At 53.0% G+C, this 14,393-nt stretch carries 12 protein-coding genes; 2 read left to right on the top strand and 10 right to left on the bottom strand.

The features are described from left to right. Positions 1-43: 43 nt before the first annotated feature. Together AC2FIZ_RS16785 and AC2FIZ_RS16780 are read right to left on the bottom strand one after the other, a co-directional pair. Positions 44-481: a hypothetical protein gene (locus AC2FIZ_RS16785; RefSeq protein ID WP_496791378.1), complete on the bottom strand. Its 438-nt coding sequence runs from the start codon at positions 479-481 to the stop codon at positions 44-46. Next, positions 478-714, bottom strand: a complete 237-nt coding sequence (locus AC2FIZ_RS16780; protein WP_496791376.1) for a hypothetical protein — start codon at positions 712-714, stop codon at positions 478-480. The genes AC2FIZ_RS16785 and AC2FIZ_RS16780 overlap by 4 nt, the downstream gene beginning before the upstream one ends. A 525-nt stretch (positions 715-1,239) precedes the next feature. Between AC2FIZ_RS16780 and AC2FIZ_RS16775 the strand changes: the two genes are divergently transcribed. Further along, positions 1,240-1,419 (top strand): hypothetical protein, encoded by a 180-nt coding sequence (locus AC2FIZ_RS16775; RefSeq protein WP_496791375.1) that lies wholly within the window; start codon positions 1,240-1,242, stop codon positions 1,417-1,419. 21 nt (positions 1,420-1,440) lie between these two features. Here the strand turns inward: AC2FIZ_RS16775 and AC2FIZ_RS16770 are convergent, their stop codons facing one another. Beyond that, a complete protein-coding gene (locus AC2FIZ_RS16770) occupies positions 1,441-1,941 on the bottom strand; it encodes a hypothetical protein (protein ID WP_496791374.1) in 501 nt (166 codons plus the stop codon). 82 nt (positions 1,942-2,023) lie between these two features. After that, the gene (locus tag AC2FIZ_RS16765) at positions 2,024-2,932 is read right to left on the bottom strand and encodes an ArdC family protein (RefSeq protein WP_496791398.1); all 909 of its coding nucleotides are present in this window, start codon (positions 2,930-2,932) and stop codon (positions 2,024-2,026) included. A 389-nt stretch (positions 2,933-3,321) separates the two neighbouring features. Between AC2FIZ_RS16765 and AC2FIZ_RS16760 the strand changes: the two genes are divergently transcribed. Beyond that, positions 3,322-3,969, top strand: coding sequence for a hypothetical protein (locus tag AC2FIZ_RS16760; protein ID WP_496791372.1), 648 nt, complete (start codon positions 3,322-3,324; stop codon positions 3,967-3,969). 8 nt (positions 3,970-3,977) lie between these two features. Here the strand turns inward: AC2FIZ_RS16760 and AC2FIZ_RS16755 are convergent, their stop codons facing one another. The 6 genes from AC2FIZ_RS16755 to AC2FIZ_RS16730 are packed head-to-tail and all read right to left on the bottom strand — an operon-like array spanning position 3,978 to position 13,802. Next, on the bottom strand, positions 3,978-4,628 hold the full coding sequence (locus AC2FIZ_RS16755; RefSeq protein ID WP_496791371.1) for a hypothetical protein: 651 nt from the start codon (positions 4,626-4,628) through the stop codon (positions 3,978-3,980). Between the two features lie 8 nt (positions 4,629-4,636). After that, positions 4,637-7,627 (bottom strand): type III restriction-modification system endonuclease, encoded by a 2,991-nt coding sequence (locus AC2FIZ_RS16750; RefSeq protein WP_496791369.1) that lies wholly within the window; start codon positions 7,625-7,627, stop codon positions 4,637-4,639. A gap of 16 nt (positions 7,628-7,643) precedes the next feature. Next, entirely contained in the window at positions 7,644-9,623 is a 1,980-nt protein-coding gene (locus tag AC2FIZ_RS16745; RefSeq protein ID WP_496791368.1) for a site-specific DNA-methyltransferase, read from the bottom strand. A gap of 10 nt (positions 9,624-9,633) precedes the next feature. Continuing rightward, the gene (locus AC2FIZ_RS16740; protein ID WP_496791366.1) at positions 9,634-10,407 is read right to left on the bottom strand and encodes a DUF4391 domain-containing protein; all 774 of its coding nucleotides are present in this window, start codon (positions 10,405-10,407) and stop codon (positions 9,634-9,636) included. Then, positions 10,404-13,628, bottom strand: coding sequence for an SNF2-related protein (locus AC2FIZ_RS16735; protein ID WP_496791365.1), 3,225 nt, complete (start codon positions 13,626-13,628; stop codon positions 10,404-10,406). The genes AC2FIZ_RS16740 and AC2FIZ_RS16735 overlap by 4 nt, the downstream gene beginning before the upstream one ends. Next, on the bottom strand, positions 13,629-13,802 hold the full coding sequence (locus tag AC2FIZ_RS16730; RefSeq protein WP_496791364.1) for a helix-turn-helix domain-containing protein: 174 nt from the start codon (positions 13,800-13,802) through the stop codon (positions 13,629-13,631). Positions 13,803-14,393 lie beyond the last annotated feature (591 nt).

Below are 14,393 nucleotides of genomic sequence, written 5' to 3'. Positions count from 1 at the left end.
AGTGAACAAAAGGAAGCGCCGCATTTTTCAGGCGGCGCCCTTGTTAAAGGAGATCGAACAGATCAGCCTGTCTGAGCGCTTCGCTCTCTTCTTCTGGCAAGAAGAGTGCTTTCGGTCCGACAAGAACGCAGTCCTGCTTGCCATGACGGACCCGCATGCCGTGATAGAAGCCTTCGGGCTTAATACGCTGTTCGTAGGGCAGCATCGCGACTTCGTTGTAGGTCGTGGGCTCGCCGTCAAAGAAGCGCTCAGGTACGAGGCGATATGCTTCAGCGGATTTGCTGTTTGTGCCAGTGCAAACCCATAAGCCGTTCTTCCAAGAGAATGGCTTTCTGACCTTTCCTTGCGCGATCTTGTCGGCGCTGTAGGACGCCGCGATATCGCCTTCGCCAATCTGTCGGTTTCGCGTATGGCACCATGTTCCAGAAGCCAGGCGCGAAGGATCGACGCGGTACTCTTGGGGTTCGATGGGGGCGCTCATGAGCGCCCCGCGTCGTTTGTGTTCTCGGGAGCATCTTCCAGCGGGAGGCGCAGGACGATGCGGCCATTGATCGGGCAGGTTTCGAGTTGGAGCGTAAAGCCTCGTTCGTCTTTGTGCTGCCAAGCGGCTCCGACTTTGTTCCAGTAGGATTTCTCGCCCTTCTGGGTGACGTGCCACGCCAGATAGTCGGGCGCGTTCAAGGGCAGGTTTTGGTTCGTTTTTTCGCGTGCCATGGTTTTCTCCTTTGCTTTCTAAGTTGGCTTGCTAACGCCCTCCCGTGCGGGCGAAGGCAAAGGATCAGGGTTCATGTTCAACACGGCTGGCGAAGCCAGGTGGTGCGGGCAGGACATTGAATGCTGAGCCGCATTCGGCCAGGGATTTAAGGGCAATCAGTGCAAGCCACTTCGACGCGAAGGGCTAGACCAGCCGAGATATTAGCGGCCAAACCTGACCAAATCGCGCTCGTCAAAGCGTCCCGATCTACGCTCACCTTCTGAAATCCGCATCTGGAGCAATGCGCCGCTGGCTTTCATACGCAGGCGGGCAAATGTCTCCGAAGCCTGCTGCCATCAAGCCGTATCAATACCGCCTGCACGGTGATCCTCTCCAAACCGACGAAGCCGCGCTTCACGCGCATCTCTCCATAGCTCCAAGACAGTCTCCCGACCCATCAGCGCCTTCACTGGCCGATGATTGTGTGTGCGCGGGCCGAAAGGCCCTGAGCGGTTCGGGGCCTCCTTGAAACAAAGGAGGATACGATGAAACTCGTCTCACGATTTGAAGCGGCATCCCGCAGCACGGCAGAATTGCATGGACTTCTGAAAGAAGCCTTCAACGCCGTTGCCGTCGCTCCGCGCGGAAGCCAAGAGCGCTGCAATGCTCTTCAGAGCATGCGAAATATCGAAGATGAGCTGGCCTGTCGCGGCCCAGCTTTCTAACCAGTGCAGCTGGCCGACGAGCTAGCTGCATTTTTTTGATGTCTCAGTTGGTTGATCAAGTTCATTCTCGATGCTCCCAAGCCAACTGTAGAGAAAAAAACCGTATAGAGAGCCTGCGACAACAACGCCCCAGAAGATTGGAAAAGTTCCGTAGAAGTCTTGATCTAAATAAAAGTAGCTGACTATCGCGAAAGCTACTGTCGATATCAATACGCTCGAACAAAGTTGAATCGAGCGACGCGTCGTCAGCCACCAATATATCGGTGCCGAAATCATGATGGCTGGAAAGGTAAAGACAATGCTCAAGAGCGCCATCCATGAAGCCAGCATTATGGGTGAACCAAGCATGAAAAGGCTGAAATCGATAAAGCTCTCAAACGTATCGTCCCGAAGGTATCCGTGAGCGCCAAGCGCCCAATAAACAGCGGTGATCGAGAAAAATGTTGCTTTGACGTTTGTAAGCGCAAAAGCAATAAGTGACTCAGCGAGGAAAGAGACCTTAGAAATATTAAATAGATTCATATATTTATCATATCATGGCCGTGTGATTTTTTCTAACTCGAACTGAGTTCAGAGTTAGTGTCTGTTAGTGGGAGCCGCCGCCCTAGGCGGCGGCTCCTTCTTTCTGTTCTTCCTCGATCAGCGGTTGCAGGCCATGCAGAAAGTCGGCGGCGCGCTGCGCGTGGGCGGCGGCGCTGAAAATTGCGCGCTTATCTTCCTTTAATACCTTGAGCCAACTTTGGATGTAAGCGGCATGGTCGGTGCAAGGCTCGGGAGTCAGTTCCAGATCGGCGCATAGAAATGCTGCACCAATTTCGGCCACAAGCTCTTCGCGGGCATAGCCTTCATCGCCCCAACGCTTGCGTCCGAATTCGCGGTCAAGTCGGCTCTTGTGCTTCGTCCAATGGGTCAGCTCGTGGGCAAGCGTGGCGTAGTAGCTTTCAGGGCTCTTGAAGGTTTCGAAGTGCGGCATCTGCACATGATCGCTGCCGCCAGCATAGTGGGCGCTGTTCCCGCCATGACGGATATCTGCGCGCGTGTTTGCGAAGAATTCTTCCGCGTGGCTGATCCGCAAGGCGGGGTCGATGATGGCTTCTGGCTTGGAATAGTAATGCTCGGGCAAGCCTTCGATCTGCTCGACGTTGAAGACGCTGTATCCTTTCATAAAGGGGATTTTCCGCTCTTCCTCTGACCCGTCGTCCTGTTCTTCGGTTTTGGTGATCGTGTTGGCATACACCACCGGATTTCCGCGCTCGCCTTTCTTGACGTGTGCGCCAAGTTCTTTGGCCTGCTTGAACGTCATCCAGAACGGGGAGAGATATCCTGCTTCCACGGCGGCACCCCAAAGCATCAGGATGTTGATGCCGTTGTAGGGCACGCCATTGTGCCGCAAGGGCTTGACGATCTTGCCTTCAAGGTTTCCGCTGCTCCATGGCTTGAGCCATGACAGCTCGCCTTTCTCCAGATCAGCAATAATCTTGTCGGTTACTTTCTGATAAATGTCTTGTCTCATTGGCTTTTTCCTTCCTTCAAAGCTCGGTTGCGCATGCAACCGGACTAGGCCCGCGCCAATGAGCGGGGGGACGGCCGTCCAGACCGAAAGCCATGGAGGGGAGCGGGCGCAGCCGAAGGCGAGCCACGGCCATGGCTTTCGCCCGCAGCTCAAGCGAAGGGCGTGGTCTTGACGGAGGACGGGCCTGCAAGGCCCCAAACAAGACGGAAAAGTGTCAGCCGTTCACGGCTGGCTTTGGTTGCGCAAGGGATGGACGCCGCATGGCCGAGACTTCAGGCTCGGTACACGACAGCCCGACCCGAAGGGTGCGCTCGGTGGAATAACGTGGAAAAGCCGACACTTTGGACATCAACTCACTAGGTTAAAACATAGGCTATGCTAAACTTTCCATGAAAGAAGAGCAGATGAACCAACTATCAACATTCGATCAGAAGAACTTATCAGAGCTTGCAAGTAGCAAGATCAGCTCCATTGATTCCTGCATCATCTACTACGTATCGACTGGACGAAATGCGTGGCATTCTACTTGGGTGCAGCAATATACAAATGGGTGTATGCATGGATCGTTGGCCTCTGCGAAACAGTATTCGGAGAAACTTCGGACCCAAGGAACTGTCTTTACGATTAAAGAGCAGCCGAGCCTAGCGCTACGCTCAACCAACGGGATCGTATTCGTCACGCAAATTAATACATCCGTACCGCTGATCGATTATTCAGCCGATGCAATTCAGGAACAACCAAGGTCTGGTGCAAAACTTATTGAAGGTGCACGCAATAATTACCTTGTTAACGGCGCTAACATAGGCTCTGCCGCTCTGTCGTTTGATTGCAACAGCCGCTTCTGGCGTAGGATGCCACCCCAGAAAAACTCTGTGATAATCGTTGCGAGTGCCGACGCGAACGAAGACATTAACGCGCTCGGCAGAAGTGAGCTGAGGGCTTGGTCGTCGTATTCAAATGGTGGTGGATATCTGCTTGGCTGGCAAGGTCGAGAGAATAAATTGAGCGGAAAAGGGATTTTAGACCTGGTTGAATAGCTAGGGCGCTATTTTAGGAGTTGAGGTATCCAGCGACTAACATCCTCTACTGCAACCTCATGTTCGTGTTCTTGGTAGTACTGGCGAACGGTTGAATATTTCTCGCCATGTAGTTCGGAAAAACGGAGCTTGGTCTTCTCGTTCTTGCTCAATACGCTAGATATCGCCCTGCCTCCATTAAAGAATTTAAGTGCATATTCTGTTCCAAGCAGATAAAGGAATTTTTGTTTATCGGTTTCCTCCTGCTGCAGCTCAAAGAAATCCTTAAATATCGAGTTTTGGCGAATCGATTCGGCCCCCCCACGCCAATGAATGAACTTGAACTCTGCAATTCTCTGGTTGGTTTCGAGATCGAACTGCCTTCCTGTATTTCCCGCCCCTAGTGATACATACTCTACGCGCTCATCCTGACGTAGAATGTGGGGGAGGCAAGAAAGTATACCAAGGGCGTGAATAGTTACGTTTATTTGCCCGGCCAACTTTTTTATCTCATAGGCAGCGGAGAGAGCGTCTGGCGTAGCATGGGCATCCGCCAAAAATTGAGCGCAGGAATGTTTATCGAGGCCGACGATTGAAGACTCCACAGCCGATAGAGCTCTCGTCAAGCTATCTTTCGTAAATCTGGAAAGTTCCTCATACTCATTCTGCACGCTTGTCATCTATTTCTCTACGATGCTTGCTTCAAAACGTCATCGACGGAAGTCGCGTGGATGTATTTGGCAGGGTTTTCGCCTTGAGCCAGAACCGCGAAGTGCTCTTTGCCACAGGCAATTTTCGCACCCTCCTTGTGACGAAGGTCATCCCACCAACCGCTGCCTTTAGTCTCGACCACAAAGTAGAGTTTCTCTTGACTGTCATCTTCAATCAGAACAGCCCAATCGGGGTTGTAGGTGCCGAGAGGTGTCGGGACTTTGAACCAGCCTGGAAGCTTGGCGTAGACCTTCACTGCTTCGTTGGCTTCCAGCTCTTCAGCGAAACGCCGTTCAACGCCAGCCGAGTCATAGACGACATGCTCGTAGACGGATTTCTGCGTCTCTAGCGTGTTCTTGAGATAGCCCGTCAGCTCTTCCTGTTTGAAGAGTTCTTGAGCATAGTAGTGATCGTCGCCGACACGTTGGTACTTGATGCCATCGACCAGAGCGAGACGCTTTGTACGGTTGATGGCCTCGGACGCCAGATCGATGAATTCCTGCGGGTTCTTCTTAAAGTCCGGTAGGCGACGGCTGTCCGTCAGAATCTTGACCAAGCTTTTTCGCGTGAGCTGGGTTTTATCCTGAAGATCCGTCAGCAAATCGGGAAGCTCGATGTCACTCTCACTGATGGAGGTAAATCCCGACGCCGAAGTCTCGCTGGCTTGAACACCGCTTTTCCCGATGGCGATGTCCGCAACGCGGAACTGTGCGCGGGTCTTGGTGATACTGGGGCCGTCCGTGATGGCACGCGCGCAATCTTCGATGAGCTTGGTATTGTCAAACTCGACGCGGTAGGTCGTCTTATGCTTGATGCGGTCCCAAAGCGCCTTGAAGCCCTCGCACTCAAGTACGGCCTCTCGGGTGCGGATCGTGATCCGCTCGTCCGCGTTCTTGATGTCGAGCTTGCCAGCCAGCTTGCGCAGAATGTCTTTGATGCCGTCTTCCTGCTCCGAAAAGTCCTCGGGCAGAGTCAGGGTGTTGTCTTTGAGCGCCGTGCGGAGCGTGTCCTGAACCTTGCCCTTGGCATCAACGAAGCCGTTGTCCTTGAGATAGGTCCAGACCTCTTCTGACCGATCAACACCGAGAGGTCTGGTGGTGCCGTCTTCGGCAGTGACGGCCAGGTTGGCGAATTGGTGCTTCTCCACCACGCCAAAACGAATGCCCGTATCGGCCTCGATTTCTTTCTGGAGATTGTCGGCGAACTGCTCGTAGCTTTCCGTGGCGATGACAGTGAGGGTGTTTACGTCGAAACCTCGAAGTCGCTGACCTTCCTGATTGACACATAGGCGAAGTCCGCGTCCCAAGGTCTGACGACGCTCGCGCTCCGTCCCGATGTCGCGCAAGGCGCAAATTTGGAAGACGTTCGGATTGTCCCAGCCTTCCTTGAGGGCCGAGTGGGAGAAGATGAATTTCAGCTTGGAGTCAAAGCTAAGCAGCTTTTCCTTGTCTTTCATGATGAGGTTGTAAGCGCGCTCTGCGTTGTCCCGGTTTGTCTGATTGTTGTCCGCCGTCTCAGTCCAGCCGCCCTTCTTATCGATGGAGAAGTAGCCATTGTGGACTTCATCGGCTTCGATATCGAGATCGACCTTCTCGAATAGGGTTTGATAATCGGGATGCTTAGCCAGCTTCCGATATTCTTCTTCGAACATCAGGGCGTACTTGCCCTTTACGATGTTTCCGTCCGCATCGTACTGACGGTAGAAATCAACGCTATCGATGAAGAATAGGCTCAGCACTTTGACTTCGCGCTTCTGCGCGGCAAAGCGCATTTCCTTATCCAGATGTTCTTTGATGGTGCGGCGGATCATGAGCCGCTTGAGGTCATCGGCATTCACGCCGCCAACTTCATCGCCAGGGCGTAGCGTTTCCTCACCGCCCGGCATACTGAGTTCCATGGTCTGATTGTCTTTGCCGACCGTGATCGTACCGATACGGAAATTGGCGTAAAGCTCGCGGCCTGTTTCCTGTTCCAGATCATCACCGTCTTCGACCGTGAAAATCTGGCGTTTGACCTTCCCGCCGCTCACGGCATCGGCCTCGACTTTGGCTGTGATGGAGCCGCGCTTGTTCTCGGTAGAGATGAGCTTCACGTATGGCTTGTTATGACCGCCCTCGACCTCAAGTGATGCCACTTCGATCTGCTTCACCAGCTCGCGCTCATAGGCATCCACTGCGTCCAGCCGGTAGACCATGTGGTGCTTGTCCACATGGGTGGCCGAATAACGCAGCGTGCAAAGAGGGTTCATCGCTTCGAGCGCTTCCTTGCCGCGTCCAGTCATCCCGCCATCAACACTTTGCGGCTCGTCCACGATGATGATGGGGTTAGTCGCACGCACGAGGTCGATGGGCTTCTCGCCTCCCGTCTTCTCGCTCTCCTTATAAAGGTTGTTCACGTCTTTCTTGTTGATTGCGCCAACCGTGACGACCATGATCTGGATGTTCGGGCTGGTGGCGAAGTTGCGCACCGTACCTGGCTTGCCTGAATCGTATTGGAAGTATTCGTAGCCCTTGGCCATAGGGTAGAGGTTTTCAAAGTGCTCGCGGGTGATCTGGAGGGTCTTGTAAGTCCCTTCCTTGATCGCGACGGAGGGCACAACGATCACGAACTTGGTGAAGCCGTAGCGCTTGTTGAGCTCGAAGATAGTGCGCAGATACACGTAGGTCTTGCCTGTTCCTGTCTCCATCTCGACGGTGAAGTCACCGCTGGTCAGGGATTCCGAAGGTCGAAGGCCGTTCTTGAGCTGGATATCCCGCATGTTCTCCAGGATTTCATCATCCAGAAGCTCAAGCTTGTTACCGATGCCAAGCTCGCTCTCGGTAACGCCGAACGAGCCCTGTGCCTCGTCGCCAGAGCGGTAGGTGACTGTGAATTCTGTGCGGTTGATCTCCTGGCCTTTGAACAGCGCCGCAACGGACTCGATGGCCGCATGCTGATAATCAAGATTGTCTTCGAAGTGCAGTTTCATTGCTCAGCCTCCGATCTTACAGGCTGCGCACATGAGCGATGCCGTTCTGTTCCAGAATAGCGGTCATGTTCGTCTTGGCGATGTCGTCGGCAAAGGCGCTGTCACGGAAGACAACTTGCGTGTCCGCCGCTGGCTCCAGCTCCTTGTGCCAAACGGTAATTCCCTTGGCGAGAGCCTCGATCTCGGCCTTGTCGATGTTCTCGTCCAGACAGGCGAAGAGCACGCCATAGCCTATGGAGTAAACAGTCTTGCCAGCGATCTCCCTCTCTTCAATTGGGACCGTCAAATCGACGCCGCGCTTCAGGAGAAGCTCATAAAGCACGTCCTGCTCACTACGTCCCTCAACCAAGTGGTCTGCATGATCGAGCAAAGTTTGCTCTAGGTCAGACGCATCGGGATTCCATACGCGTATGTTGCTATCATCCAGCTTGAAGACCTTGAACCCAACACCCGTCTTCGCCTCCACCACGTTTTTGAGTCTCTGGATGCTAACCTCCGAGACAGTCCTGAAACCCAAGCCATAGAGTTCGTTATCCGCTTCTATCTTTTCTGGGATTTGAACGAGCACAAAACGCCTATTGCCTTGATCCTCTGCATTGGCGTCAAGGACGGCATGACCAAGTGAAGCGCTTCCAGCAAAGAAGTCCATGATAATTTCTTCGCTGGAGCCAGAAGTCGTTAAAGCAAGTATTCGTCTGAGGAGCTTAAGTGGCTTCTTTCCATTTGGAAAGATGATACCGCCTTCACCACCAATCCCACCAGTGGTCCGAATATCAGGCCAAAAGTCACCAACCTTTTGCTCAATATTGATGTCAGCAAAAAGAATCTGGATTCTTGGTGACTTCGTTTCTTTATTAAACTCTCTCTTATATAAATATAGCTTACCTCGTGGACTCAAAACGCTAAGTATGTCTTGCTCGGCCTTGACTTTGTTATCAAGAGCTAGCTTTTTAACAGAACTTGAGCCAACGGCTTGGACTATTCGCCAAGCATTGTCCCAACGCCAATCCTCAAATTCCTTTTCACCTCCATACTTTGAGTATGCGTCCCGTGCGGTGAGCACTTTTGCACTAGAGAGCAGGCTGTTGGCTCTCTGCACACTTGCTTGGTCAAGCTCTTCTTCCTCAAATAAACTCTTGAGCTCGTCGAGCTCGGCTCGACTAACCCCATCTAGATACTCCTTGTACTCTTCGTTCCACTTGTCACTTCGAATTGTGACGGGATTCATTTGATAATCTGGCGACTTTCGATAAATCAGAAGGTATTCCTTAAGCTTCGGGAGTCTCGCTTTCACGTGCGACATCTTTACCCCAGAAGCTTCACTCATTTTAACCGACACGCAATTTACGAAATTTTCTTCTCCGAATATCTCATCCATTATTCTTCTTAGATTATGCAATTCGTTGTCATCAATGGAAACGAAGATCGCACCGTCGTTGGCAAGGTATGTTCGCGCCAGCTTCAGACGCGGATACATCATGTTAAGCCAATTGGTATGGTATCGGCCTGAAGATTCTGTATTCGTCGAAACCTTGAATCCCTCTGCGTCTTTCTGTCCCGTATACCGCAAGTAGGTGTCAAGGTTGTCTTGGAACCTATCTGGATAGATGAATTCACCCCCAGTATTGTAGGGTGGGTCGATATAGATAAGTTTGACCCTACCCGCATAGCTCTTTTGCGTAAGCTTGAGAACTTCAAGATTATCCCCCTCAATGAAGAGGTTTTGTGTTGTATCCCAGTCAACACTTTCTTCGGGGCATGGGCGTAGCGTACCCGTTGAAGGGGTCAGCGCGATCTGACGTGCCTTTTTCTTCCCGTGCCAAGTCAGTCCGTACTTCTCTTCGCTGTCTGCGACGTCATCTCCAAGCAACTGACGCAATACATCGAAATCGATCCCACCCTCAGTGAACGCGTCCGGTAAGATCGCCTTCAGCGCTTCGATGTTCTCGCCCACGACATTTAGGCTTTCGCCGTCCTCTTTTTTCAATGCGTCCATTACTCTTTCCTCAAATTTCTTTTCGAATAGCTTCGATGCTATCACTGAGTTGCTTGATCCGGGTGTTCAGATTGATCTGTGTCCCCAAGTTTTTCTCTTTCTTCAGTTTGTTGCGGGTTTCGACCCGCTCCTGATAAAGCTTTTCCATCTGCCGTAGCGCCTCCAAACGGTCGGCCTTCGGTTTTGTTGTCTCACTCGGCGGTGCATACTGCCCTGAGTGCGCAGCGCAATTAAGCGCGATGATCCTGCCTACCGCGTCCTGATAGAAGTCGTAGAGATTGCGGTAGCTGAAGTTGGTCGCACGGAAATCTGACAGGAAGGCATCCTGCGCGGCGCTTGGCGCGGATGTGTCGATCCAGCCCGTGTCGTAGATTGCCTCGACCACAATCTTGTGTGCATCGGCGCGGTTGATCCGTTTGTCCGCGGCGTGGATGGCCATGTGTTGTCTTTGCACAAAGACGATCAAGAGCGGGTACGGGATGGCTTTCTGGATGACCGATGCAATGCGGGCATGCCGCTCAATAGCAGTAAGCGCCACCCGGAGAACGGCGATCTCTAGATACTCATGCGTATCGTCCTCCAGCTTTGGTATGTTGATGGTGGACGGTTTGAGCGTGTAGCTCCAGTCAATCCCCTCGATGTCCTCTACAAAGGCCTTCTTGTCAGCCGCGACAAGCTGCCCATGCTCATAGAACTGCTTCTTGAACAACCGCTTGCCGAGGGAACAGGCCTCGGGCAATCCCAAGTTCGCATAGAAGTCCTCGATGCTGCGGACGTTGCTCATGGCGCGTTCACCACCATGTAGCTAATGACCTCGAAGTCCTCCATTCCCTGAAAGCTCTCCTTGGTCAGGTTCGTGCCGCCGCGCGAGAAGAGGCTCTCGACGCCTTTCTCTTCGGACTTGCCGATGATGCTGCTGACTGCAGCCTCCAAGAGGCTGCGGTAGTGGCTCATATCCTTGCCATTCTTGGTGATGGCGTTCATTCGCGCAATGGCGGCGGTGTCTGGTTGCCGTTTGCCGTGCCCGTGCTTCTTGAGTGCGTCTAGCATCTTCTTGGACTGCACAAAGTTCAGGTTCACCTGGCCGTCATCGGTAACATAGGTCAGGTAATACGGAGCGAGGGCATAGCCGTCTTCGCGGTTCACGGGCTTGCCGACATTTTTCAGGCAGAAGATAACTCCGGGCGGCAAGCCGTCGAGCGTCAAGCCAGCGTCGAGCGATGCAGCGGCGAAGAGCCCGGTCGGCGCTTGTTCAAGTTCGCTGAGATGCTCTTTCATGAATTCGGACAAGTCCATTCGGAAGTCGTTCAGCGTCAGGTCCGTGATCGAGACCCCACCTGACATCTCTTCCAAATCGACCACCGTGTTCTGGAGTTGGTGGAGCTGCTTGCGGCGATACTCCAGATCATTCATGCCGCCAGCAGCGTCCTGTTCGATGACGTTTTCTTCGCCAGTCGCCGAGATGTCGAGAAGGACCATTCTGCCGCTGACGCGCGCTTCAAGATTGATGTACTCGTCCAACTCCATGTTCGGCCAGAAGTTCGCCAGTTGGATCGCCTTGTTCTTTGATCCCAAACGGTCAATGCGGCCAAAGCGCTGGATGATGCGAACAGGGTTCCAGTGTATGTCGTAGTTCACCAGATAGTCGCAATCCTGAAGGTTCTGCCCTTCTGAAATGCAGTCGGTCGCAATAAGAAGGTCGATCTCTTCAGTTGCGGCTTCATCGATTTTGGCGCGCTCTTTCGAGATTGGCGAGAAGGAGGCTAGCAGGCTGTCGAAGTTGCTGCTTTGACCGGGAAGGTTCGTCTTGTTTGTACCGCTGCCAGTGATCTGAGCTGAATAGACGCCGAGCTCCGTGCGCGCCCATTCGGCTATATGTTCGTAGAGATAGCCAGCGGTGTCTGAGAATGCCGTGAAGACGATGATCTTTCGGTTCCCGTCATTGATCGGGTTCTTGCATTTGTGAGCGATCAGTTCCCGCAACGCGCGAAGCTTTGCATCTCTGCTGGCTTCGATCTTCTGCGCCTCGTCCAGAAGCGCTGCCAGCTTGGCACGGTCATCTTCCAAGTCCTGTCGCCAGCGATGCTCGTCCATGTCTTTAATGAGCACCTTGACCTTGCGTCCAATGAGGAAGTCTTCGAATTCCGGCGAGTCCGTTTCGATATCCTCGATGCCGAGCTCTTCGATGTCTGAGGCGCTATGGCTCTCAAGCTTTTCGAGAAGCATCTCGACCTCGGCCAGAAGCTTGCCAAGAGTTAGGCCAAACGAATGGATAGAGCTTTCCATGCGCTTGAGCAGGTTGACACGCATTAGGTGGATCAGGCTTTGCTCGCGGTCCACCTGGCGGAATACGGAGGCCCCGTCCTTCACCTTCACATCGTACTTGCGACTGTACTCTTCACGCTTGTCAGCACGGACGTATTTGAGCGGCGAGTAAGCGCTCAGGTTCAGCTTGCGAATGGTCCTGTTGATCTCTCGGAGCGGTGGAAACTGATCCTGTGTGTCGATATCGGCCTTGATGTTGATGGGCTGCAATCTCTCGGGGAATGATCCGATCTCGCTGATGTCGTAGTACTTCTCGATGTGCTTGCGCGAACGCGCGATGGTCAGCAGATCGAGAAGTTTGAAGTAGTCGAAGTTCATGGTTTCCAGCAAGGCCTCAACCTTGCGCTCATGATCTTCCAGCCGCAGCCAGTTGTTGAAGCGAGTCTGAGCCTTTCGAAGGGTTTCTTCGATGCTTCCAATGCCGAGGTCGCCATAGGCGCTATCAATACCTTCGGTGATGAACGCGACCTGGTTCTTCAGGTCGTTCATCCTGTTGTTCACAGGCGTGGCGGATAGCATGAGAACTTTAGTTTTCACGCCCGAACGGATGATCTCATCCATAAGACGGGAGTAGCGAGTGAGGCCTTCCTTGGCAGAGCTGGAGTTGCGGAAGTTGTGGGACTCATCGATTACCACGAGGTCGTAGTTGCCCCAATTCAGTGTCTCCAAGTTGATCTCGCCCGAGCGCCCCTGCAACCGCGTAAGGTCCGTATGGTTCAAGACATCGTAGTTGAAGCGATCAGCGGCCAGTAGGTTGCGCTTGTCGTTGACAGTGTAGACTGTCCAGTTGTCCCGCAATTTCTTCGGGCAAAGAACCAGCACGCGATCATTGCGAAGCTCATAGTATTTGATAACGGCCAAGGCTTCGAAGGTTTTGCCGAGACCCACACTATCAGCGATGATGCAACCGTTGTATTTTTCGAGCTTGTCGATAGCTCCCAGAACGCCGTCGCGCTGGAATTTGTAGAGCTTGTTCCAGACTATTGTGTCCTTGAAGCCTGTTTTAGATTTGATGATGTTCTCTTCGTCAATGTCTTCAAGGAAGTCCTGGAACAGGTTGTAGAGCGTCAGGAAGTAAACAAATTCGGGCGACTGATCCGCGCTGAGACGTTCAAGCTGCTTGAGCAACAAACCCTTGGCATCTTCCGTGGCTTGAGGGTCGTGCCAGATTCCCTCGAACCAGTCCAACATTGCTGACGTGCTGGGCGCATCCTTTGTGCACATGTTCATGTGGAAGCGATTGGACTCTGAGTAGCCAAGCCCCGTGCTCGTGAACGTGGAACTTCCCTGAATTGCGACAGCGTTTGCATCAGCGCTGTTTGCCAGCATGAGGTTCTGACCAAATGATTGAGGTGAGCGCGCTGTTCGGACCTCGGCTTTCTCGGCAAGCCACTTGGAGCATTCTTTCGCAATCTGCATTTGGTTGAGCTGGTTCTTGAAGCGTAGCTCAAAGTCGTCACCTTCGAGCATCGGGAAGGTGACAAAATCATCCCCGTTATCGTTGGATGATGTTGGAAAAAGCAGAAAGCGTGCGCCGTCAACGGATTTAAGTTCTTTCTTGAGGGCCTCAAAGCCGTAGATAGAGAACAATCCCGACATGACGGAAAGCTTGGTTCCAGTCGAAAGGTGCTTCCTCAGTTCGTCGCCAACTTTTCCGTTTTTCTTGTTATCAAGAAGCATTTAATCGCTCTTCCCGCCACTCTTAAGTCGTTCGTCAATCCAGGCGTCGATCTCCTGCTTCCTAAAGCGCCACGCCCCGCCGACTTTAAAGCCGGGGATTTCTCCATCGGCAGTCAGACGGTAGGCGGTTTTTTCGGTGATCTTCAAATAAGAGGCGACTTCCTTGATGGTCATTATGTCAGTGTCCATCGAGCGCCTCGGAATTTCTCTGCCCGTCTGAGAAAATACAGGAAGAAACGGAAAACCACAACCCTAGTGTGTAGCGGTCGGCTGGTCGTGTTTCGTTCGGTGCAGGTGGAGAAGTAGCGTTCTCCAAGCCCTGCGAGCTGGGTTCAGGGGGCGGCGACAGGCCCCATGATTGGGTTCAGCGCCGATGCGCTGGCGGCATCCAATCCGCGCAGGGTTGGTCAGGGTGCCAATGGGGCTCGAAGGCTCCGTGGTCGATGGGATGGTTCCAAGGAAAGGGTACCTATGAAATGCTTCCTTCCTGGTCTCGATGAAGTCGTCTCCATGAAATGATCATGGGGGTATCGGTGGGAGCAGGAACGCTCCCCTGATTGGTGGTCAAACGGGCAGTCGTTTGTGCATGGTTCGGTGTTGGTGGAGAGGCACGTCTCCAAGTCCAACGAGTGGGTTGTCAGGGGGCGCGATAGCCCCATGGCTCGATGGGAAGGTTCCAAGGTAAGGGCAGCTATGAAATGATCCCTTCCTGGTCTCGATGAAATCGTCTCCATGAAATGGCGTGCATCCAAGCCGCGAAGGGTT

The organism is Ruegeria sp. CDSB022 (genome assembly GCF_059611145.1).
Note: the sequence above shows the minus strand (reverse complement) of the source record. Positions and strands in the feature narration are given on the sequence as shown.